The organism is Patiriisocius sp. (assembly GCF_051252435.1).
Taxonomy (GTDB): Bacteria; Bacteroidota; Bacteroidia; order Flavobacteriales; family Flavobacteriaceae; genus Patiriisocius.
On the sequence record NZ_JBPOFW010000010.1, the window covers coordinates 1 to 22,328 of the forward strand.

The 22,328-nt window shown below is 35.6% G+C and carries 22 protein-coding genes; 18 read left to right on the forward strand and 4 right to left on the reverse strand.

Annotated elements, in window-relative coordinates; all coding sequences use genetic code 11:
- Window positions 1-224 precede the first annotated feature (224 nt).
- The 5 genes from ACSHW7_RS15180 to ACSHW7_RS15200 all read left to right on the forward strand — a co-directional run bounded on the left by ACSHW7_RS15180 (window position 225) and on the right by ACSHW7_RS15200 (window position 3,990).
- Window positions 225-1,004: a hypothetical protein gene (locus ACSHW7_RS15180; protein ID WP_435680217.1), complete on the forward strand. Its 780-nt coding sequence runs from the start codon at window positions 225-227 to the stop codon at window positions 1,002-1,004.
- 219 nt (window positions 1,005-1,223) lie between these two features.
- Window positions 1,224-1,508 (forward strand): GNAT family N-acetyltransferase, encoded by a 285-nt coding sequence (locus ACSHW7_RS15185; protein ID WP_435680218.1) that lies wholly within the window; start codon window positions 1,224-1,226, stop codon window positions 1,506-1,508.
- 34 nt (window positions 1,509-1,542) lie between these two features.
- Window positions 1,543-2,517: a YitT family protein gene (locus ACSHW7_RS15190; protein WP_435680219.1), complete on the forward strand. Its 975-nt coding sequence runs from the start codon at window positions 1,543-1,545 to the stop codon at window positions 2,515-2,517.
- 71 nt (window positions 2,518-2,588) lie between these two features.
- Window positions 2,589-2,963, forward strand: coding sequence for a hypothetical protein (locus tag ACSHW7_RS15195; protein ID WP_435680220.1), 375 nt, complete (start codon window positions 2,589-2,591; stop codon window positions 2,961-2,963).
- A 184-nt stretch (window positions 2,964-3,147) separates the two neighbouring features.
- Complete coding sequence (locus ACSHW7_RS15200; protein ID WP_435680221.1) at window positions 3,148-3,990, forward strand: YARHG domain-containing protein; 843 nt, start codon at window positions 3,148-3,150, stop codon at window positions 3,988-3,990.
- Between the two features lie 44 nt (window positions 3,991-4,034).
- Here ACSHW7_RS15200 and ACSHW7_RS15205 read toward each other — a convergent pair whose 3' ends face one another.
- From ACSHW7_RS15205 to ACSHW7_RS15215, 3 genes are all read right to left on the reverse strand, one after another.
- Window positions 4,035-4,526, reverse strand: coding sequence for a DUF6503 family protein (locus tag ACSHW7_RS15205; protein WP_435680222.1), 492 nt, complete (start codon window positions 4,524-4,526; stop codon window positions 4,035-4,037).
- Window positions 4,527-4,844 (reverse strand): hypothetical protein, encoded by a 318-nt coding sequence (locus tag ACSHW7_RS15210; RefSeq protein WP_435680223.1) that lies wholly within the window; start codon window positions 4,842-4,844, stop codon window positions 4,527-4,529.
- A 78-nt stretch (window positions 4,845-4,922) separates the two neighbouring features.
- On the reverse strand, window positions 4,923-5,819 hold the full coding sequence (locus ACSHW7_RS15215; RefSeq protein WP_435680224.1) for a T9SS type A sorting domain-containing protein: 897 nt from the start codon (window positions 5,817-5,819) through the stop codon (window positions 4,923-4,925).
- 102 nt (window positions 5,820-5,921) lie between these two features.
- Between ACSHW7_RS15215 and ACSHW7_RS15220 the strand changes: the two genes are divergently transcribed.
- The 13 genes from ACSHW7_RS15220 to ACSHW7_RS15280 all read left to right on the forward strand — a co-directional run bounded on the left by ACSHW7_RS15220 (window position 5,922) and on the right by ACSHW7_RS15280 (window position 21,534).
- Window positions 5,922-6,713, forward strand: a complete 792-nt coding sequence (locus ACSHW7_RS15220; RefSeq protein WP_435680225.1) for a TrmH family RNA methyltransferase — start codon at window positions 5,922-5,924, stop codon at window positions 6,711-6,713.
- Between the two features lie 72 nt (window positions 6,714-6,785).
- On the forward strand, window positions 6,786-8,990 hold the full coding sequence (locus tag ACSHW7_RS15225; RefSeq protein WP_435680226.1) for a RelA/SpoT family protein: 2,205 nt from the start codon (window positions 6,786-6,788) through the stop codon (window positions 8,988-8,990).
- Window positions 8,991-9,013: 23 nt separating this feature from the next.
- Window positions 9,014-9,475: a Fur family transcriptional regulator gene (locus ACSHW7_RS15230; protein ID WP_435680227.1), complete on the forward strand. Its 462-nt coding sequence runs from the start codon at window positions 9,014-9,016 to the stop codon at window positions 9,473-9,475.
- 19 nt (window positions 9,476-9,494) lie between these two features.
- Entirely contained in the window at window positions 9,495-10,766 is a 1,272-nt protein-coding gene (locus tag ACSHW7_RS15235; RefSeq protein WP_435680228.1) for an adenylosuccinate synthase, read from the forward strand.
- 123 nt (window positions 10,767-10,889) lie between these two features.
- Complete coding sequence (locus ACSHW7_RS15240) at window positions 10,890-11,267, forward strand: hypothetical protein (RefSeq protein ID WP_435680229.1); 378 nt, start codon at window positions 10,890-10,892, stop codon at window positions 11,265-11,267.
- A gap of 29 nt (window positions 11,268-11,296) precedes the next feature.
- On the forward strand, window positions 11,297-13,060 hold the full coding sequence (locus ACSHW7_RS15245) for an OstA-like protein (RefSeq protein WP_435680230.1): 1,764 nt from the start codon (window positions 11,297-11,299) through the stop codon (window positions 13,058-13,060).
- 3 nt (window positions 13,061-13,063) lie between these two features.
- Entirely contained in the window at window positions 13,064-14,260 is a 1,197-nt protein-coding gene (locus ACSHW7_RS15250; RefSeq protein ID WP_435680231.1) for an aspartate aminotransferase family protein, read from the forward strand.
- A gap of 130 nt (window positions 14,261-14,390) precedes the next feature.
- Entirely contained in the window at window positions 14,391-15,791 is a 1,401-nt protein-coding gene (locus ACSHW7_RS15255) for a tetratricopeptide repeat protein (protein ID WP_435680232.1), read from the forward strand.
- 34 nt (window positions 15,792-15,825) lie between these two features.
- On the forward strand, window positions 15,826-16,809 hold the full coding sequence (locus ACSHW7_RS15260; RefSeq protein ID WP_435680233.1) for a DUF368 domain-containing protein: 984 nt from the start codon (window positions 15,826-15,828) through the stop codon (window positions 16,807-16,809).
- The gene (locus tag ACSHW7_RS15265; RefSeq protein ID WP_435680234.1) at window positions 16,806-17,828 is read left to right on the forward strand and encodes a DUF368 domain-containing protein; all 1,023 of its coding nucleotides are present in this window, start codon (window positions 16,806-16,808) and stop codon (window positions 17,826-17,828) included. Before ACSHW7_RS15260 ends, ACSHW7_RS15265 begins: the two co-directional genes overlap by 4 nt.
- On the forward strand, window positions 17,821-18,552 hold the full coding sequence (locus ACSHW7_RS15270) for a shikimate dehydrogenase family protein (RefSeq protein ID WP_435680235.1): 732 nt from the start codon (window positions 17,821-17,823) through the stop codon (window positions 18,550-18,552). Before ACSHW7_RS15265 ends, ACSHW7_RS15270 begins: the two co-directional genes overlap by 8 nt.
- Before the next feature lie 99 nt (window positions 18,553-18,651).
- Entirely contained in the window at window positions 18,652-20,814 is a 2,163-nt protein-coding gene (locus ACSHW7_RS15275; protein ID WP_435680236.1) for a DUF349 domain-containing protein, read from the forward strand.
- Window positions 20,815-20,895: 81 nt separating this feature from the next.
- Window positions 20,896-21,534: a class I SAM-dependent methyltransferase gene (locus ACSHW7_RS15280; protein WP_435680237.1), complete on the forward strand. Its 639-nt coding sequence runs from the start codon at window positions 20,896-20,898 to the stop codon at window positions 21,532-21,534.
- On the opposite strand, the gene mazG is transcribed toward ACSHW7_RS15280, so the two are convergent.
- Window positions 21,531-22,304 (reverse strand): nucleoside triphosphate pyrophosphohydrolase, encoded by a 774-nt coding sequence (gene mazG / locus ACSHW7_RS15285; protein WP_435680238.1) that lies wholly within the window; start codon window positions 22,302-22,304, stop codon window positions 21,531-21,533. The genes ACSHW7_RS15280 and mazG overlap by 4 nt on opposite strands.
- Between the last annotated feature and the right edge of the window lie 24 nt (window positions 22,305-22,328).

Here is a 22,328-nt window from a genome sequence, read left to right on the forward strand (position 1 = left end):
AACCTTAATCCTCTCTTTTGTTCTTTCTGATTAATGACTTAAAGTTATGTAATTATTAAAAATCAAACTTAAGACGTGTATAATTAATTGCTTTGGCAAGTGCTTATTTGGAAAATTCCTTCGGAATTTTCTCGGGTTCTTATTTGTTTGCTAAATTAGGTGCTTAACCACACAACTAACCATACACAATTACGTTGTAAAACATTTGACCAAATCAAGAAACTATGAGAAAAATTTTAAGTTTAGTAATATTAATTAGCTTTTTTGCGTGTAAAAATTCAGAAAAAGAAAATAACCTGAACCAAAAAGAAACTGAATTAACTCAAAAAGAAAATCAACTCGAATCGAAAACAAAAGAGCTTGAAGTAAAAGAACAAATACTAAAACTTAATACTGAAGTCCAAAACAACATTATTCATTGTGAGAATAAAAAATTTACCATTAAAATTGACAATCTGAAAAATGGAGATATAAGATACATTTCTTGGAATAAACCCAAAACAATTTCTGACGAGCCGAATCTAATACTATATGACGGCAAAATAGAACGACAAGGAACTGGTGGTGGTTATCACTACGTTTTCAAAAGTGGAGAATGGAGTTATATTATAGAAAATAACTTTATGGGAGAAACTGCCGAATCAATGGGAATATTTCTAAAGTTACTTAACAACGGAAAACAAAAACTGTATTCCAAAATGACTGATTTAACTATAGAAAAAGATTACGACTTAAAATCTTACTCAAGAAAGAATTTAATCGGAAATTGGTGGACACCACATTATGCTGTGAGAAAAGTACGCTTTAACGAAAATGGAACATTCTTTTTTGAAAATGGAGACGGAAAAAATTTCAAAGGAAAATTTGAATTTAATGATAAATCTGTAATTCTAAATTTCGACAATGGACTTGATAAAGTAATGACAATTGGTGGCGGATATGACAATACAAGCTTAACATTAACAGGTGGTGGAGAAAATTTTGTTAAGGAATGGAAAGAATAAAAACGTTTTACAACAAAGAACTGAGGTGAAAAACAACCTTTTCCCCCTTCATTATATGTTGACATCTTTTCAACAATAATTTAATTGACTAGAATCAAACGTTTTTAATTACTTGAAATTACCGAAGAAAAAAAGACTTTAATTATGTAAATTATTAATAGCATATTTCTATGTGATATTATTTATGATATATTATATAGAAATAAAAAACATTTAAAAATGATTAAAATAAAAAGAGAAGATAATGGTAAAAGTGGACGTTTTGTAATTTATGAAAACGATAAACCTGTAGGAGAAATGACATATTCCTGGGAAGGAAAAGACACACTTGTTATTGACCACACAGAGGTAAAAGAAGAATATGGCGGGCAAGGATCAGGGAAAAAGTTAGTGATGGAGTCGGTTAAATTTGCTAGAGAAAATAATTTAAAAATCAAACCCCTTTGCTCCTTTGTAAAAAATGTTTTTGATAATGATGATAGTCTAAGAGACGTTCGTGCATAGTTAGTAGTTACCTTTAAAAAAGATTATAAACTATATGAATCCATTTTTAGCCACCATTTTAATTAACACAACTCAAAAACTTAAGGGCAAGAAGTTTCCGAAGGAAAAACCCTCAGAATATGAACTTGCAAAAAGATACAAGGAGTTTATTATTTCATTAAAACGAAATATTAAAAATCTAATACTTATCGTTGTTGGTATTTTTTCTGCGTCTTTTGGATTCAAAGGATTTCTCCTTACAAACGACTTTATTGACGGTGGTGCGACGGGGATTTCATTGCTTTTAGCTGCGATTACTAGCATTCCGCTTTACCTTCTTATTATCGGCGTAAACCTTCCTTTTATAGTGATGGGGTATAGAATTATGGGTAAACGCTTTGCCATAAAAACGGCGCTGGCTATTATTGGTTTGGCCCTTTGCGTTGCGCTTGTACCATTTCCAAACGTGACTAACGATGATTTGCTCGTGGCTATTTTTGGTGGTTTTTTCCTTGGAGCTGGTATAGGACTTGCCATTAGAGGTGGCGCCGTTATTGATGGAACCGAAATCCTTGCCATATTTTTAAGCAAAAGATTTTCAACAACTATTGGAGACGTGATTATCTTGATTAACATTATAATTTTTTCCTTTGCCGCGTACCTACTTTCTATTGAAATCGCGCTTTATTCAATGATTACATACATCGCAGCTTCAAAAACATTAGACTTTATAATCGAGGGTATAGAAGAATACATTGGTGTTACAATTATCGCTACACATAGTAGACCAATTAAGGAAATGATTATTAATAAAATGGGGCGTGGTGTAACCATTTACAAGGGTCAAGGAGGATATGTTTTAGATGGCGTTGCAAAAGATAAAGACATTATTTACACCGTTATTACACGACTGGAGTTAAATAAATTGAACACTGAAATAGAAAAAATTGAACCACATGCGTTCATGATAATGAACAGCATAAAAGATATAAAAGGCGGTATCATAAAGAAAAGACCTTTAAAACATTAGTGGCTCTAAGGGTTTCAGTCAATAAAAAAATCACCTCAACTGTCTCAAATAATGATAATACTAATAGCAAAATGGATTTTAATTTCCTTTGGAATATTTTTCTTTTTGCTGGATTATTAATGCTTGTTCAACCTGAACGCGCTAGAAATACCATCGCAAAAGCTGGAAGCACTTCATTTATAAATTATGCTGAAATTACAGTACGTCTAATTCCCGCAATTGCTCTCATTATGTATGCCGATTATTCAAAATTCCCCTTAATCTTCATAATCATCGGTTGGTTTATGGCATTGACTTCGCTAATTTTATATATTGTTCCCAGAAAGATACATCACGCTTTTTCTACCAAGAGCGCCCGACTTTTAAAACCACTTTATTTACGGTTACTTTCACCATTTGCATTGCTTTTAGGTATTGCTTTGCTCTATAGTATTTTATCTTTTTAATATTTCTGAAATATTAAACACCACATTACAAAAAGCCATAATCTTACTCTTAAAATTTTGTAAAAATGATTAAACCACTCATTTTTAATTAATTAAAAATGTAAAATAGATATAAAAGTAGAACCGTTTACTTAAAATTGTCGAACTTTAGCTAATCAATTCAACTAACTAAACCAAAACAATTATGAAAAGTCGTAGCTATATCTTAACTATTATTCTCATAACATTACTTTTTTCTTGTGGTGTTTCAGAAACGGGTGGAAACACAAATCCTTCTAATAACAAAAAAGCAACTAACGCTTACGGAAAATTAAAAACCGACAAAAAATGGATGGAAGAATCGAGTAAAGATTTTGACTATTTTTTAGATTGGTATGAAGAAAGTGGCAATCCAATTGCAAGTCGCGAACATGAAATTGTTGACGTTTCAAAAAACAGAAACAAAAAATACCTCAACAAAAAAAGAAGATTAGAAGCGGGTGTTGAAGATGCCTATACATTAAATTTTGAATACGAAGGAAATTGGAAATCTGATGCGAAAAAAGAACGTGTTGAATTTATTTACACTTTTAACGATAGCGATAGCCTTATCAATAAATCAATGGTCACAAAAAAAAGCTATGAAATCCCATTAATTTCAAGCTCAAATGATGAAATGTCTTTTGCTCAAAAAACGATAGCTACGAAAAATGATATTGATACAGTATCTGCGGAAATGTCTCCCGAAAATGAAATAGAAACAACAACCGAAATAACATCAAACAAAAAAACTAACGTCCATGGGCTTTACCCACAAGCGAGTACGACAGTTCTAACGATAAATGATTTGATTGCTGTTAGCGTACCAGATTTAAAGATAATGAGAAACGAAATATTTGCCCGTCACGGACACAGTTTTAAAGAAGGCGGAGCGATGGACACTTATTTTAATTTACAATCGTGGTATGAAAATAAAAATCTGGACGCAACTCCTCTACTCACCGAAACCGAAAAAGCAAACATTAAACTCATCATCGCGCTTGAATAATATGGATTGTGATTTTTCAGTCTTAAAAATATAAAAGTTAAATATTATTTTGGCACAACAACAGCACCTTTTGGTCTTTCAAATATTTTATTATCAAGTACCGTTTCGGTTGCAGTAACTTTACTAAAGCGTAAATCGCTGCGCTCACTTGTTGGAAGATTGTTTTCAACATTGTACCATGTCATTTTTTCTGGGAGCATTAATCCATTTACTTCTTGCCATTTGTCGTATTTAATAAATTTCCAATTGTCGTTTTTTTCATCCTTATTAAATGTAACCGTGTAAGCCAACCACGTCATTTGGTTTGTAGCAGGGTCAAAATACAACATATATTCATCTTTGGGTGAGTCCCCTACTCCATCGCCGTAGCTAATTTTTACACCTTTGTATTTCTTTCCATCAAGTTCTGTTTCGGGAATATCTGTGTAGCTAATCCCGTCGTCAGCAAGCACAAAAGGCATCGCGTAGAAATAGAACATTAAATTATGATAAAAACGAGCATTTCCCTCATAAGAGCCTTTTTCATTTTCTAACAATCAAGCCTCTTTACCGTCAAAACCTATTGTCCAATCCTCGTGCTCGATTTTTGCCTTTCTATCTTTTAATGAAGTGGTATGTGCTTCCACGCCACTTTTTTTATCCATCTCAAAACATAGATTGTTCATTTTATTCCACTGCTCAATACCACCGTGGGCTTTTAATACTCCAGCAATGCTAGCTGGATATTGCTTTTTCTTATCAACCTTAATAGTGTCATGGATCACAACATCCTCGGTTTCTATTTCTTTCTTGGTCTCATTTTTACAAGCAGTGAATGTTACGGCGATTCCTACTATTAAAAGCAATTTTTTCATTGGTTTATTTTTATTGTTTTAGTAAATATAAAAAAGCTCCCGTTTACCGCGGGAGCTTTTATAAAACCTTTAAGATATTTATTCTTTGATTATCTGCTGTATAATTTGATTTCCTTCTGAAATGAGCTGCACAAAATAAACTCCTCTGTTTAAATTAGATACATCTATTTCTACGGTACGATTTTCAGGTATTAAAATTTCCGAAGTCATTAATTGGCCCTGCAGATTATATATGGAAAGTACAGTTTCGCCAGAAAATTGTGAGGCATCAAAACTCAAAATAGTATTCACGGGATTTGGATAAAATGAAACAGCTTCCAAGTCGTTTTGAAGAACACCCAATGTCCCGTCACTCATAATACGATAGTTGTAGCACGTAAAACAATCTGCCAACGCATTTTGCATTCTAACGTAAATTTCTTGAGGATTTTCAAAATTGGTAAACATCGTTGGATTTACAATAGCAAATGTTCCATTGTCACAATCTGCTTGTGCAACATGGTATGTAAAAATAAAATCTATTGCAAATTGCCCACCGAGCATCAAATCCTCATTTACAGTCAAATCAAAAACAGCTTGACCATCTCCATCTCCCTCATCAATCGTAATATCTTGAGGCAGATTTTCAGCCTCAGGGTATGGCACAACTTCTATTTCCATTGTTGTCACGTCCCAACCACCATTACCTTGAACACGAATAAATATCAATTGAGGGTTTGATATATTTGTGTACATTTCTGGATTATTAAACGCTCCAGCGCCACCCAATGCAGCTCCACTTGTAAGGTGATATGTTATTGTCAACCCCATCTGTCCGTTAAGTATTTGATCCTCATTAATTGTTAAATCAAACACTTCAATCTCATCACCTGGATTATTTTCATCGCAAATTCTAATAGCATCTGGAGGAAATGCCGTCACTTGCGCAATGCTACCTGCGGTAACAAAAAGTAATAAAAGTATAATTTTCTTCATAGCTTATTTTTTTTTATAAATATACATATATAGTTTTATAATCATCTACTGTTTATAACTATCGAGATATCATTTCGCCACCTTATTTTATATCTTTACCACATGTACAAAAAGATTGATAGCCCACAAAATGCATTTATAAAAAAATGTCTCGTACTACTAGAAAAATCTCGTGAACGCAAAAAGACGGGTACATTTATCATTGAAGGACAGCGAGAAATTATGCTTGCCATTAAAGGAGACTATACCGTACATACGGTTTTATTTTCTTCGGAAATTTTCCACGGAAATGTAACAGATTTTAAGACTCAAGGAACTCAAATTATTGAAGTATCTACTGAAGTATATCAAAAATTAGCCTACCGAAGCACCACCGAAGGTATCATCGCCATCGCCCAATCAAAAGATTTATCATTAAAGGATTTAAAATTTCAGAAAGAAAACCCTTTGATTCTCATGGCTGAAGCTCCTGAAAAACCTGGGAATATTGGTGCCATTCTTCGTACCGCAGACGCTGCAAATGTGGATGCTTTTATAATTGCAAACCCCAAAACCGATATCTACAATCCTAACATTATTCGCAGTAGCGTGGGTTGCGTTTTTACAAACAACATTGCTATGGGTACAACCGAAGAAATCATTCATTTTTTGAAGGCAAATAATATTAATTTTTATAGTGCCATTTTACAAGAAGCCGTTAATTATGACAGCTGCGATTACATAAAACCTACCGCAATTGTTGTGGGCACAGAAGCCACGGGACTCTCAGAAAAATGGCGAACGGCGAGTACTCAAAATATTAAAATACCCATGCAAGGCGAAATTGATTCTATGAATGTTTCGGTCGCTGCGGGAATCCTCATTTTTGAAGCAAAACGGCAAAGGGGATTTTAATGCTTTTAAATTTCAGAAAATAAAATTTCAGAAAAAATTGCGCCATCTCTGTCATAATTGTACTTTTAATGTATGACAGAATTAGCGTTAGAAAAGGAAAGAAAAGCGATTGCCCGGGAGTATAAAGAGCTTCTTAGGATTAGTTATCGTATTCTTTCAAAGGAAGATAAAAAGTTGATTCGTTCGGCTTTTGATGTTGCCGTTGACGCTCATAAAGAACAACGCCGTAAAAGTGGCGAAGCATATATTTTTCACCCTATTGCAGTAGCAAAAATTGTAGCTTCAGAAATCGGCTTAGATGCCACATCTATTGCAGCTGCACTCTTGCACGACGTGGTTGAAGATACGTCTTATACCATTGTTGATATTGAACAAATGTTTGGCGAGGTCGTAGCACGTATTGTTGATGGATTGACTAAAATATCGAACATGCCTTACGAAGGCGATGTGTCTTTACAGGCAGAGAATTTTAGAAAAATGCTCTTGACGCTTAATGAGGATATTCGCGTTATTATCATCAAGATTGCAGACCGTTTGCATAACATGCAAACTATGGATTCCATGCCACCACACAAGCAAGTGAAAATTGCAAGTGAAACGTTGTACATCTATGCACCAATGGCACATAGAATTGGTCTTTATAACATTAAGACTCAACTGGAAGACCTTAGCTTAAAATATACAGAGCCAGAAGTTTACAACGATATTTTAAGTAAAATAAAGGAAAGTAAAGAACAACAGGACGCGTATATAAAGTCGTTCTCAAAAATAATTGAGGATTCCTTAAATGCTGAAAAGTTAGATTACGAAATTAAAGGGCGCCCAAAGTCTATTTTCTCTATTAGGAGAAAAATGCAAGCACAAACGGTTACTTTTGATCAAGTCTATGACAAGTTTGCTGTTAGAATTATTTACCGAAGCACTCCTGAAGATGAAAAGTTCATCGCTTGGAAAATCTATTCTATCGTTACAGACCATTTTAGACCAAATCCCGTGCGTTTGCGCGACTGGATTTCATCTCCAAAATCTACTGGATACGAGGCATTGCACATTACAGTAATGGGGCCGCAGGGCAAATGGGTGGAAGTACAGATACGTAGCGAGCGAATGAATGAAATTGCCGAAAAAGGATTTGCAGCGCACTACAAATACAAAAACAAAAATAGCGACGACGGCGGACTCGAAGTATGGCTAAACAAACTTCAAGAAACTTTAGAAAATCAGGACATTAGCGCCATTGATTTTGTGGAGGAATTTAAACTCAATCTCTACTCAAAAGAGATTTTCGTTTTTACTCCAAAAGGAGATTTATTCTCTCTAGCAAAAGGCGCCACCGCGCTTGATTTTGCCTTCGCCATACATACCGAAATAGGACTGCGAACCCGTGGCACAAAAGTGAACGGAAAATTAGTGCCTTTAAGTCACGTGCTCAATAGTGGTGATCAAGTTGAAATCATCACTTCTAATAATGCAAAACCTACTAATAACTGGTTAGATTATGCAAATACCGGAAGAGCAATTTCAAAAATAAAATCGGCTTTAAAAGAAGACAGAAAAGAACTTGCCAACGAAGGAAAGGAAGTTTTAAAACGAAAATTGAAATCTCTCAAGATCAATTTTGATGATACTTCGATTACCGAAATGGTGCGTTTTTTCAAAGTAAAAACAAGCCTAGATTTATTTTATCGAGTGGGAGCTGGAATTATTGACAACAAATTGTTGAAGGATTATGCGGCTTCACGTAGCAATGCCTTTGTAAGTTTCTTTAAAAATAAAATAAGAAAGCCTTCCAATCCTGAGGAAATCAATAAGGAAGAAATTACTGAGAAATATGACCAATTGGTCTTTGGAAAAGATGAGCAAAAATTAGACTATAAAATGTCCAATTGCTGCAACCCAATTCCAGGAGATGATGTTTTTGGTTTCCTTACGGTAAATGAAGGAATCAAGGTTCATAAAATCAATTGTCCAAATGCTGTTCAACTGCAAAGTAACTATAGCTATCGAATCATGCCAGCTAAATGGATTGATTCCACTCAGCGCGATTTTAGGGCTGAACTTTCAATAACTGGAATAGACACTATAGGCTTAGTTAATGCTGTAACAAAAGAGATTTCCAACAATCTGAATATAGATATGAGAGGTGTTCATTTTGACAGTGACGATGGTGTATTTACTGGAAGAATTATCGTTGTAGTTAAAAACAAGAATATTCTTGATAACTTGGTTCAAAACATTAAAAAAATAAACGGAATTGATAAAGTAACCCGAAAGTAAATTAAGTAACTTTGCTTCTTATTATGACGCTAAAAACTGCCATCGATAATCAAGCCGTTGTCAAAAATGTATTCACTACATTTTTAGAAGAAAAGGGACACCGAAAAACTCCAGAACGGTTTGCAATCCTACAAGAAATTTACGACCAAGAAGAACATTTTGACATAGAATCGCTCTATATCAATATGAAGAATAAAAACTATCGTGTTAGCCGCGCAACACTGTACAATACTATTGAGTTATTGTTGGAGTGCGCGCTTGTACGCAAGCATCAATTTGGACAAAATCAGGCACATTACGAAAAATCATATTTCGACAAACAACACGACCACGTTATACTAGAAAATGGAGAAGTGATTGAATTTTGTGACCCACGAATTCAAACAATAAAGAAAACAATCGAAGAAGTTTTTGATATTGAAATCACAAAACATTCACTCTATTTCTACGGAAAGAAGAAAACAACCCACCCTACAAAACAATAGGACCAATTACACTTATATTATGGCAGTAGACTTACTACTAGGATTACAATGGGGAGATGAAGGCAAAGGAAAAATTGTCGATGTTCTCACAGCAAATTATGATATTATCGCACGTTTTCAAGGAGGACCAAACGCAGGTCACACCTTAGAATTTGATGGTATCAAGCACGTACTTAGAACCATTCCCTCAGGTATTTTTCATAAAAAATCCATGAACGTTATAGGTAACGGTGTAGTTATAGATCCCGTAGTTTTTGTAAAAGAATTGGAAGGTCTAGATCAATTTGACATTGATTATAAAGCCAAGCTTATTATTTCAAGAAAAGCACACTTAATCCTGCCAACCCACAGATTGCTAGATGCAGCAAGCGAAGCTTCAAAAGGAAAAGCAAAAATAGGTTCCACGTTAAAAGGTATTGGACCAACTTATATGGACAAAACAGGACGTAACGGTATTCGTGTGGGCGACCTTGAACTTACAAACTGGAAAGACAAGTACAGAGCGTTAGCAGACAAGCATGAGGCTATGATTGCATTTTACAATGTAGATGTGCAATATGACCTTGATGAAATGGAAACCGAATTCTTTGAAGCAGTCGAAACTTTAAAAGAACTTCAATTTATTGACAGCGAAGAATATTTAAACCAAGCCATCAAAGCAGGAAAAACTATCCTTGCTGAAGGTGCACAAGGATCACTCCTAGATATCGATTTTGGAACCTATCCATTTGTAACCTCTTCAAATACAACTGCTGCAGGAGCATGTACCGGCTTAGGTATTGCACCAAATAAAGTAGAAGACGTGTACGGAATTTTCAAAGCTTACACCACAAGAGTAGGTTCGGGACCTTTTCCAACGGAGCTTTTCGACGAAGTGGGTGCAGAAATGGCAAAAATAGGTAGAGAATTTGGAGCCGTAACAGGACGTCCAAGACGTTGTGGTTGGTTAGATCTTGTGGCCTTAAAATACACGTGCGAAGTCAACGGAGTAACACAATTAATGATGATGAAAGGCGATGTGCTTTCTGGTTTTGACGAATTAAAAGTATGCACCGCTTATATGTACAAAGGCGAAAGAATCACACATTTACCCTACAATATTGAACCCGAAAATGTAACGCCTGTTTACAGCACATTTAAATGTTGGAAAAAGGATTTGACAAAAATGACCGAACCATCACAATTCCCAACGGAGTTGAATGACTATATTGCTTTTTTAGAAAAGGAACTCGAAATCCCAATCAAAGTTGTATCCGTAGGTCCAGATAGGACACAAACAATTCATAGATAAACAAATGCAATCCCGATAGTTTCGGGATTGTTATTTTGTAATTGTTTTATCGTCTTTACTTCAGAAATGAGGCAAAATGAAATTAATTGTGCTGTTAGGTGTTTAAATAGATAAATTTTTAGGATGAAACAAAATGAATTCAAGCTCTTTATTTACGTAGCAGTTCTAATTATTTTTTGTGGATGTATTAAAAGCAAAACTGAAAATGACTTTGTTTACGACGATGGAATTAATAAAATAGAATTTATTATTGCTGATGGCAAAAACTACCTCATTAAAAACAAACCGACTAAAGCAAGATTTACATATAGTGATGGTTTAATATTTTCTGTTTCTGGCCCTGGTATTAAAGTTATAAAACCTTCAAAGAATACAATGAATGTTGAAATAACAACTATAGATGGATCTCTGGTTGATAGTGAGCTAAAAGTTGTAATTAATGCCATTAATGGAGATGATAGTTTCAAGTATAACTTTGGAATTCCTGTTAAAACACCCTGATTGTTATAAAAATAATTTCTCAAAAAAAATTGAACCCAAATCAAAACATATTAATCACGCTCCTCCTGCTCTTTGTGGGTTTCATTTCCGTAGCACAACCCGGTCAAGAACAAGAAAGAACGAAGGTGGACATCCAATCGGGATATTTAGAACGTAGACCAGAATTACCAGATGCATTTATTTATACAAAGGAAGCCAATGAGCAAGTCTACATCATTCACGAGGGAGTTGAAATGTGGTGCGACCAGGCATTTGTTTATTTAAATGACAATTTTGTAAAGGCCTACGGAAATGTAAAAATCAATCAAGCCGACACGATTTCAATGACAAGCAAATATGGTGAGTACAATGGGAATACTCAATTTGCTTTTGCTAGTGGCGACGTAGTTTTTAAAGAACCAACTACAACACTAAAAACAGACACACTTTACTTTGACCGCGTTAAACAACAAGCTTTTTATCGTTCTGGCGGAACCGTAATCGACACAGCTAGCACGTTAACAAGTCGTATTGGTAGGTACTACGCAAACAGCAAAAAATACCAATTCATCAGTAACGTAAAGATTGTCAACCCAAAATATACCGTCACCTCACCACAACTTGATTTTTATAGTGAAACTGGTGGCGCCTACCTTTATGGCGAATCTGTCATTAAAAGTGAAACAAGCACTGTGTATTGCGAACGCGGCTATTATGACACGCGAGGTGATACGGGGTATTTTGTAAAAAATTCACGAGTGGATTATGACAACCGCACTTTGTATGGCGATAGTATTTACTTTGACAGAAACAAAGCATTTGCATCTGCCACAAACAATATTAGAGTACTCGACACTGCAAACCAAAGCATCATCAAAGGCCACTATGCCGAGGTATTTAGGAAAAAAGATTCAGTATATATCACAAAAAGAGCTGTTGCTATTTCGGTAAGGGACAATGATTCATTGTACGTGCATGCAGATACGTTGCAAGTAACCGGCAAACCCGAAAATAGAATTTTAAAAGGTTTTTATCGCGCACGCATGTTTCAAGAGCCGAAACCTGGTGAAGATGCAACATCGGGAAAATGTGATTCTATTTATCTATTTCAGAAAGAAGGAATTACAAAAATGTTACGACGTCCCATTCTTTGGAGTGGCGAAAATCAAATGACGGGTGACACCATCCATTTGATCACCAACACAAAAACAGAAAAATTAGATACTTTAAAAGTGTTTAATAATGCCTTTTTGGCCCAACGCGATAGTTTGGGCTACAATCAAGTAAAAGGAGAACGACTCACAGGATTGTTTACCGAAAATAAACTGGACACCGTCAATATTGACAAAAACGCACAAGTCATTTACTTTGCAAGAAACGATAAAGATGAATTGATAGGAATAAACAATACCGTTTCTAGTTCAATCCAGATGTATTTGGAAAACCAAGAAATTCAAGGGATTCGGTTTATCAAAAAAGGAAAAGGGAAAGTATACCCCCTTTCAAAATTACCTCCCGAAGCCAGGATACTAGCAGGTTTTGAATGGCGCGGCGACGAGCGATTATTGAGCAAAGACGATTTATTTAAAGGAAAACCGAAACCTATTTTACCAAAAATCAAAGGAATTCCATTACCCATTGACGAGGGCGAATTTTTTGAAGAACAAACCGACGAAGAACTAAACCTGCCCGAAGCCTCAAAACTTTCTCCCAAAGATTTTAAAAATCGGCCAGAAGATGCCGCGCCAGAAACCCAGCCTGACGATGGCAGTGGGGATAATAAAAATAACAACACTCCTAAAAAAGAAAACTAATCTTTGAAAAAAGACTTCTTTACATATCAAACTCAAACAACTCCGCATCCTTTGGCACTAGAAATTTCGCACGCTTCGGGGAGTTATATTTATGATAGTTCGGGGAAAAAACATTTGGATTTTGTCGCGGGAGTTTCGGCTTGCAGTCTTGGGCATTGTCATCCGCGGGTTGTTTCCGCAGTAAAAGAACAAGTTTCAAAATACTTGCACGTCATGGTGTACGGCGAATATATTCAACAGCCGGCTGTCGAACTCTCAAAACTATTAGCCTCACATTTACCCGCGCCATTAGAGACCACATATCTTGTAAACAGTGGGACTGAAGCTATCGAAGGTGCTCTTAAATTAGCAAGACGCGCCACAGGCAGAGCCGAAATATTATATGCACACCACGCGTACCACGGCAACACAATGGGTTCGTTGAGCGTCATGGGTTTCGAAGAACGCAAAACCGCTTTTGGACCACTAATTCCCAATTGCCACCCAATTTATTTCAATTGTGAAACTTGTATTGAAAGTATTACCCAAAACACCGCAGCGGTTATTTTTGAAACTATTCAAGGCGGTGCAGGATTTATAGAACCAAAAAACAATTTTTTGGCAAAAGTGAAAGCGCGCTGTTCAGCAGTGGGCGCGTTGTTAATTTTGGATGAAATCCAGCCAGGTTTTGGACGCACCGGAAAATTATTTGGATTTGAGCATTATAACGTAGTTCCGGACATTTTGGTTATGGGCAAAGGAATGGGCGGCGGAATGCCAATTGGCGCATTTACAGCGTCTAAAGAATTCATGGCATTATTACAAGATAAACCAAAATTAGGACACATCACCACCTTTGGCGGAAATCCTGTAATCGCAGCGGCGGCACTAGCTACCCTACAAGAAATTACAGAGACAAATTTAATTGCCGAAACATTACAAAAAGAAAAAATATTCCGTCACCTTTTACAACATTCGCTCATTAAGGAGGTTCGCGGAAGAGGTTTAATGCTCGCCATTATTACTGAAAGCGCTACAATTGCTTCGGAAATTATACTACGTTGTAAAGACCGCGGTCTCATATTATTTTGGTTGCTATTTGAATCAACAGCAATACGCATTACGCCGCCTTTGACCATTTCCGAAGAAGAAATAATAGAAGGATGCGCCATCTTGACCGAAGTAATGGATGCCATTGAAAATGAGCAAAATACCCCTTAGCCCTTTACTAGCAATTGATTAACCCTATTACGCTCTGTTAATAAGTCGTTAACAAGAATAGCGGCACATTAATTGATTTTAACATTACATTCCTATCTTTAAAATAGTAGGAACCGTTAAATCGCAGCGTATGAATTTGCTTCCAAACGAACATAACAATTTCTCACTAACTCGCTTTGAGTCTATGTTGAAGACCAACAGCGTTTTGTTTTTTGATGCCGATCAATTTGAAGAAATCATTCATCATTACCTAGAGATAGGTAAAATTTCATTGGCGAAAAAAGCGACCAAACTTGGTCTTGAGCAACACCCTACTTCTACCAATTTAAAATTGTTTCAAGTGGAAATGTTCATTTTTGAAAATGAACTCGATACTGCCGAAGCATTGTTAGAAGAATTATACCAAATTGAACAATCCAACGAGGAAATTTATATTCAGAAAGCAAATATTTTATCGCGTCGCGATGACCATGAAGGAGCCATAAAATTGCTGGAACGTGCATTAGAAATTACACTAGATGAAGCTGATGTGCTTTCACTTTTAGGAATGGAATATTTATTCTTAGAAGATTTTGAAAATGCGAAGTGTAATTTTATGAAGTGTTTAGAGAGTGATGATTCTGACTATTCAGCACTTTATAATGTTATTTATTGCTTTGAATGCCTCGAACAAACGGAAGAGGCTATCGATTATCTTAATATTTTTCTCAACAATAATCCCTATTGTGAAGTTGCTTGGCACCAAGTGGGTAAACAATATTGTATTGCTAAAAAGTACAAAAAAGCTTTGGCAGCCTTTGATTTTGCTATCATTAGTGATGATAGTTTTGTAGGTGCTTATCTTGAAAAAGGAAAAGTTTTAGAAAAACTGAACCGCTTTGCAGATGCCATTGAAAGCTACACAATAACATTAGGTATTGATGACCCAACGTCTTTTGCACTTTTACGTATTGGTAAATGTTATGAAAAGTTGGGCAATAGCGAATTGTCTCTACAATATTTTACAAAATGTGTGGAGGAAGATCCGCTTTTAGATAAAGGGTGGATTGCCATCACAGATTATTATTACAAGCGTAAAGATTTTGAAAAAGCGCTCTATTATATAGACAAAGCTATTAGTATTGATAGCGAAAATGTTCACTATTGGAAACGCTACGCCAAGATAAACAAACGTCTGCAATGGTTCGAAGAAGCCGAAGTTGGTTTTAGAAGAACTATTGAACTTGGCAATTATGAACTTGAAACGTGGTTGACACGTGCTGATATTTTAACAAAATTGGGAGAATATGAAGCTGCAATAAGTAATTTGGCTCAAGCGAACGAATTCTATCCAGAATGTGCCGAGATTCAATTTAGATTAGCTGGGTTATTTTATATGACTACCGATACGAATAGTGGTTCCTTTCATTTAAAAAATGCGCTCGACATCGAACCAGAATTCTTTATGATAATTGAAGAATTATTCCCTTCGCTATTGACCAGCAAATCAGTCAAAGAAATTGTAAAAAACCACAAAAAAGCTACGTTATAAATTGTACTTTTGAGAGCCTAACAACCGCGCTACTATGCCCTCTCGTACTCTTTTACAGTCCATTACTTTATTTGCAAAAGGCTTGGCCATGGGAGCTGCCGATGTTGTTCCCGGTGTAAGCGGCGGTACAATTGCTTTTATTTCAGGTATTTATGAAGAATTAATTGAAACCATTCATAGACTCAATTTTTCTTTTTTTAAAGTCTGGAAAAAGGAAGGGTTTAAGAAGGCTTGGACTGATTTTAATCTAGGTTTTCTACTTACTCTTTTTGGTGGCATTGCCGTAAGCATTATTTCTCTAGCTAAATTAATAACTTGGTTGCTTGTTGCATACCCTGTTTTAGTCTGGGCGTTCTTTTTTGGTTTAGTCCTCGCTAGTATTTTATATGTGGGAAAACAAATTACTAAATTTTCACTTCCAGTAATTATTGCACTCCTCGCGGCTGCAGCGCTCTCCTACTACATCACGCTTGCCGAGCCTATTGGTAATACCGAGAGTACTTGGTTTCTATTTTTAGCAGGTTTTATTGCCATTATCGCAATGATACTTCCTGGAATTTCTGGCGCATTTATACTTTTATTATTGGGCGCATATACTTCTGTGATTGGGACTATAACAAATTTTAGCGAAGGGATTTTTAATTTAAATTTTCAGCAGACATCAAGTGCATTTTTAAAATTATTGACATTTGGAATAGGTGCCATTGCTGGATTAAAAATTTTTTCTGGAGTTCTCAACTGGATGTTCAAGCATTATAAACACATCACACTTGCTATTTTAACAGGATTTATGATTGGGGCTCTAAACAAAATTTGGCCTTGGAAAGAAGTTTTAAAATATAGAATGAATAGCCATGGAGAAGAAATCCCCTTTTTAGAGCGAAGTATTTTACCTAATACCTATGATGGAAATCCTCAAATATTTATGGCTATCGTTTTTGCTATGATAGGTTTTGCCTGTATTTTTTTACTTGAATTTACCGCTAATAGAAAATCTCCAAAACAAGAAATTAATTGACACCGCAGAGATCACCCTCAGATAAAGTTTGGCTGGTCTTAAAAGGTCTAGCCATGGGAGCCGCAAATAAGGTTCCTGGTGTATCTGGTGGTGTCGTTGCATTTGTTGCTGGTTTTTATGAGGAGTTTATTTATTCACTTCAAAGAATAAACAAAAAATCTTTCAAACTGTTAATAGGCGGGCGTTTTAAAAGTTTTTTCAATTATACAAACGGTTCGTTTCTCAGCTTACTCGTCCTAGGGATGATTGTTAGTTATTTTAGTGTTTCAAAAATACTCGACTATCTTATTATTCATTATGAGTTGTATGTTTGGAGTGCTTTTTTTGGGATGATCATAGGTTCCATTTATTATATCTCAAAAGACTTTGGCGAATGGAACAGAAAATACTTAGGCTATCTATGTTGCGGAATTGCTGCAGGTATAGCCATTAGTTTTCTTGAACCTGCACGTGAAAATGATAACTTAATCTTTGTCTTTTTCTGTGGAATTATTGGTGTTAGTGGTATGACACTCCCTGGGTTATCGGGTTCATTTATATTAATTTTGTTGGGCAATTATGTTTTATTATTAGTAGATAGTGTAAATGCTTTATTTGACACGTTTGCTATGATGTTTCAAGGAGATTTCAGTTTTGTGAACGACGAAGGACAGATACAATTATTGAAAGTACTTGCATCATTTTCACTAGGGTCATTAGTAGGATTAATTTCGCTTTCACATTTTTTGGGGTATGTTTTAAAACGCTATAAAAAGGCCACTTATGCAGTTATAATTGGTTTTATAGCCGGTTCTTTGGGTGTCGTTTGGCCTTGGAAGGAAAAAGTTTTGAGCTTGGATGCTTCAAATAACGTTATGGTAGACGCCAATGGTAGAGATATTATCGTAGGATATAACAGATATTTTCCGTCAGAATTTTCTCTCGAAGTAATACTGGCTTTAAGTTGCATTTTTGTAGGAATATTAACAATCCTAAGTTTGGACTGGTATTATAAAATGAAACAGAAAAACAATGGCTAAATTTGGTCTTATCGGACGCAAAATAAGTTACTCATTCTCAAAAACATTCTTTTCCATAAAGTTTGATTTAGAGAAACTTGACCACACCTATTCCAATTTTGACATTGAAAAAATAGAACAACTCAAAACTATATTAGAAGAAAATCCAGACATTAAGGGCTTGAACGTTACCATACCTTACAAAGAAGCGGTCCTTCCCTTTTTAGACCGCATCGACAAAGAAGCAAAAAATATTGGTGCTGTTAACACAATAAAAATTTTGAGCGACGGTCGTCTGGTAGGCTACAATACAGACCATTATGGTTTTGCAAAGTCACTAGAAACTTTTCCGCTATTTGAAGAAAAAACGGCACTAATTCTTGGAAGCGGCGGTGCATCAAAAGCAATCAAATATGTTTTAGAAACCATGAATTTTGACTTTAAAGTGGTCTCTAGAGAACCTGAAGTAGGGCAACTTTCATACAAATCGCTATCTGCCGAAGTGATGAAAAAGTACAAACTCATCATCAACACAACCCCTTTGGGCACACACCCAAATATTTCAGAATGCCCAAATATTCCTTATAGTCTCATCACTCAAAGTCATTTTTTATATGACCTCATTTACAATCCAAAAGAAACCGAATTTCTCAAACGAGGTTTTGCAAAAGGAGCAACCATCTGCAACGGAATGAAAATGCTGGAATATCAAGCTAAAAAATCTTGGAAGATTTGGAATTCTTAAAAATCTCGACTATCCTTTAAAAAACAGCGCCTATCTTGGCATTGTTATCAGTAGTTAGTATCTTCACGCCCAAGAACAAGAACCCTAACATTGAAAGAAATGTCTGAAGAGAAAACCCCTAGCGGAAACCAAAACGAAAACAAAACAACTGAAAATTCTGAAATAACTTCGGAAATAAAACAGGTGGAAACAACTACCGAAAATGAAACTACCAATAGTTCAGCTTCGGAAATAGAAACGCCTGAAACTCCCGCCACTGCTGAAACTTCTTCGGAAGAAACAAAAGCCGGCGAAACTACTTCCGAAGAAATAGAAACTCCTGAAGTTGTTACAATGGTTGAAAAAAATGAGGAGTTTTCAAATAGTGACGTTCCTGCCCACCAAGGCACGACAGGCGGGTCCGATGATGAAAATGACGAAGATGAAGAAGAAGTAGAAACTTCAGACGACATTAATGAAAATGACGACATTGAAATTCCCGAAACAGATTACAGCGAGCTTTCAATGCCAAAGTTGACGGCGGCACTTGAAGAACTTGTTTCAAGATATCCGGTCCAAAAAATAAAAGACCAAACTGACGAAATTAAAAACGAATTCAATAATCAGTTTCAAGAATTACTCAATACCAAAAAAGAAGAATTCTTGGCCGAAGGCGGAAACATCATTGATTTTTATTACGAGTCCAAAGAAAAGAAAGCTTTTAACGAAGCGTATTCAGATTACCGTAAGAAAAAGAACAGTTACTACAATAATTTAAAAAAGGAATTAGAGTCAAATTTAGCCACTCGAAATGAACTTATCGAAGAGTTAAAAACTCTTGTTGAGACTGATGAAAGCGTAAATAAAAATTACAAAAAATTAAAAGACATTCAGGAGCGCTGGCGTGATGCGGGGCCAATTCCTCGAGACAAATACAACACAGTGTGGAATAATTACCACCATCATGTTGACAATTATTACAACGCATTGCACCTTGACAATGAGTTTAGAGAACTTGATTTTAAACACAATCTTGAGGAAAAACAAAAACTCATCAAACTTACGGAAGAGCTTGCCGAGGAAAGTGATATCAATAAGGCCTTTAGAGAATTACAATTGATTCACCGAAAATGGAAAGAAGAAATTGGACCCGTTGCGCGTGAAATTAGCGATGAGATTTGGGAAAAATTTAGTACTGCGTCACGAGTAATCCACGAGAAAAAAGAACAAGCTGAAGCTGCCTTAGAAGAAACGTTTAAAGCAAATTATAGCATTAAAAAAGAGCTGATTGGGCTTATTGACAAGGTAAAAGAGGAAGCAAAACCTACACATAAAGAATGGCAAGAATCCATGAAGCAAGTACAGGAAATAAGAGATATTTTCTTTACCGCCGGTCGTGTGCCAAAAGATAAAAACAAAGAAGTTTGGGCTAGTTTTAAAGACACGATGCGCAATTTCAACAAGGCGAAAAACGATTTTTATAAAAACCAAAAGAATCAGCAATTTGAAAACCTAGAGAAAAAGCGTGCACTTATTGCTATCGCCGAAGAACATAAAGACAGCGAGGATTACAAAAATGCTACGCAAATTATGAAAAAAATCCAAGCAGACTGGCGCACTATTGGTCATGTACCGAGAAGTGAAAGCGATAAAGTTTGGAAAAAATTTAAAGCAGCCTGCAATCACTATTTCGATAGATTGAATGCGCTTAGAGATGAGGAAAATAAAGAAGAAGTTGAGAATTTAGAAAAAAAGGAAGCACTTCTCTCTGAAACTGAAAAGCTAAAATTAGTAGGCGACCACAAAAAAGATATTGTTGCGATCAAATCAAAAATTACCGAATGGAAATCCATTGGTCGCGTCCCTTTCAAAAAGAAAAGCATTGACCAAAAATTTAATAAAGTGCTTGATGGATTGTTTGGAAAACTTGACTTGGACAAAAAGGAAACCGAGCTCATTAAATTTGAAAATAAAGTGAACTCGATGGTGTCTCAAGATGACGATAGACAGTTACAAAACGAGCAATTTTTCTTATCGAAAAAAGTGGATGAAGTTCAAGCAGAAATCAGCCAGCTTGAAAACAATTTAGGCTTTTTCCGTCATGTGGCTGATGATAATCCTCTCGTAGCAGACGTACATAAAAATATTGCGAAACATAAAGAGGAACTGGCACTTTGGAAGGAAAAACTTTCAAAAATAAGAGCGATGCGAGCAGCAAAAGATGCACCCGCAGAAGAAAATGTTAAGGAAGCAAATGAAGAAACTCCCGAAGCAGATTCTTAAAAATTAAAATGACTAAAAATTTGAAATATTAAGTCCAGTAAAGTACATGTTACTTTAACTGGACTTTTTTTATGCCATACAATGAAATCCTATCAATGTTTACTCTGCAAGAATCAAAGTACTAAACACTACGCTAACCATAAGGCTCGCGAATTTGTTTCTTGCGATTCCTGTGGTGTAGTTTCGGTTCCTTGTGAGTTTCATATTTCCGAAGAAGCGGAGAAAGAGCGCTATTTGAGTCATAACAATAATGTAAATGATACAGGATACCAATTATTCGTTACACCTATTGTTAATAGTATAAAATCTAATTTCAACGCTTCCTCCAATGGATTAGACTTTGGGGCAGGGACAGGTCCTGTAATCGCTAAAATGCTCTCTGAAATTGGTTACAGCATTAAACTTTACGACCCATTTTTTCATCCGGACACATCCGTTTTAAGTGAAACATATGATTATATCGTTTGCTGCGAAGTGATGGAACATTTTAATAATCCGCTGAAAGAATTTCATTTGCTGAAATCGTTATTGAACAAAAATGGTCGGCTAATTTGTAAAACTTCTTTGCTCCCTTCAAAAGATAAATTTGCCAATTGGTTTTACAAAAACGATAGTACCCACATTATTTTCTACACGCCCGAAAGTCTTGAATGGATAAAGGAAAAAGTAGGTTTTAGTGAATTAAAAATCGAAAAAGATTATTTGATTTTCTATAATTAAATTTTCTTCGCTTCTTCCCAAAATAAATCCATTTCAGCAAGTGTCATATCCTTTAAGTTTTTATTCAAAGACTTTGCCTTTTCCTCTAAATACTGAAATCGTTTTATAAACTTTTTGTTTGTTCTTTCTAATGCGTTTTCAGGGTCAATCTTTAAGAAACGGGCATAATTGATCATTGAGAAGAGGACATCACCAAATTCGGCTTCCATTTTTTCTTTGTCGTTTGCCTCGACCTCAACTTGAAGCTCTGCTAATTCTTCCTGTAATTTTTCAAAAACCTGTTGTGGTTCTTCCCAATCAAACCCTACTCCAGCCACTTTATCTTGAATTCTATTTGCTTTTACTAATGCTGGAAGTGATTTAGGAACTCCTTGAAGTACGCTTGTTTTTCCTTCTTTTAGTTTTAAATTTTCCCAATTTCGCTTTACTTCTTCCTCGTCTACAACCTCAACATCACCATAAATATGTGGATGTCTAGAGATTAATTTTTCGCAAATTTGATTGGCAACATCGGCAATATCAAAATCGTTGGTCTCGCTGCCAATTTTAGCATAAAACACGATATGCAATAGCAAATCACCCAATTCGCCTTTCACCTCAGCTAAATCATTCTCTAGTATCGCATCGCCTAACTCGTAGGTTTCCTCGATGGTCAAGTGACGTAAGGTTTCCATGGTTTGCTTTTTATCCCAAGGACACTGCTCACGCAATTGATCCATAATTGTAAGTAAGCGGTCAAAAGCTGCGAGTTGTTGTTTGCGTGAATTCATTGAAATGGTTAATGGTTTTTATAA

Bases quoted from the DNA above. Each gene is read 5' to 3' on its own strand.
- ACSHW7_RS15180 (WP_435680217.1), top strand. From the start codon at position 225: ATGAGAAAAATTTTAAGTTTAGTAATATTAATTAGCTTTTTTGCGTGT.
- ACSHW7_RS15185 (WP_435680218.1), top strand. From the start codon at position 1,224: ATGATTAAAATAAAAAGAGAAGATAATGGTAAAAGTGGACGTTTTGTA.
- ACSHW7_RS15190 (WP_435680219.1), top strand. From the start codon at position 1,543: ATGAATCCATTTTTAGCCACCATTTTAATTAACACAACTCAAAAACTT.
- ACSHW7_RS15195 (WP_435680220.1), top strand. From the start codon at position 2,589: ATGGATTTTAATTTCCTTTGGAATATTTTTCTTTTTGCTGGATTATTA.
- ACSHW7_RS15200 (WP_435680221.1), top strand. From the start codon at position 3,148: ATGAAAAGTCGTAGCTATATCTTAACTATTATTCTCATAACATTACTT.
- ACSHW7_RS15210 (WP_435680223.1), bottom strand. From the start codon at position 4,844: ATGAAAAAATTGCTTTTAATAGTAGGAATCGCCGTAACATTCACTGCT.
- ACSHW7_RS15215 (WP_435680224.1), bottom strand. From the start codon at position 5,819: ATGAAGAAAATTATACTTTTATTACTTTTTGTTACCGCAGGTAGCATT.
- ACSHW7_RS15220 (WP_435680225.1), top strand. From the start codon at position 5,922: ATGTACAAAAAGATTGATAGCCCACAAAATGCATTTATAAAAAAATGT.
- ACSHW7_RS15225 (WP_435680226.1), top strand. From the start codon at position 6,786: ATGACAGAATTAGCGTTAGAAAAGGAAAGAAAAGCGATTGCCCGGGAG.
- ACSHW7_RS15230 (WP_435680227.1), top strand. From the start codon at position 9,014: ATGACGCTAAAAACTGCCATCGATAATCAAGCCGTTGTCAAAAATGTA.
- ACSHW7_RS15235 (WP_435680228.1), top strand. From the start codon at position 9,495: ATGGCAGTAGACTTACTACTAGGATTACAATGGGGAGATGAAGGCAAA.
- ACSHW7_RS15240 (WP_435680229.1), top strand. From the start codon at position 10,890: ATGAAACAAAATGAATTCAAGCTCTTTATTTACGTAGCAGTTCTAATT.
- ACSHW7_RS15255 (WP_435680232.1), top strand. From the start codon at position 14,391: ATGAATTTGCTTCCAAACGAACATAACAATTTCTCACTAACTCGCTTT.
- ACSHW7_RS15260 (WP_435680233.1), top strand. From the start codon at position 15,826: ATGCCCTCTCGTACTCTTTTACAGTCCATTACTTTATTTGCAAAAGGC.
- ACSHW7_RS15270 (WP_435680235.1), top strand. From the start codon at position 17,821: ATGGCTAAATTTGGTCTTATCGGACGCAAAATAAGTTACTCATTCTCA.
- ACSHW7_RS15275 (WP_435680236.1), top strand. From the start codon at position 18,652: ATGTCTGAAGAGAAAACCCCTAGCGGAAACCAAAACGAAAACAAAACA.
- ACSHW7_RS15280 (WP_435680237.1), top strand. From the start codon at position 20,896: ATGAAATCCTATCAATGTTTACTCTGCAAGAATCAAAGTACTAAACAC.
- mazG (WP_435680238.1), bottom strand. From the start codon at position 22,304: ATGAATTCACGCAAACAACAACTCGCAGCTTTTGACCGCTTACTTACA.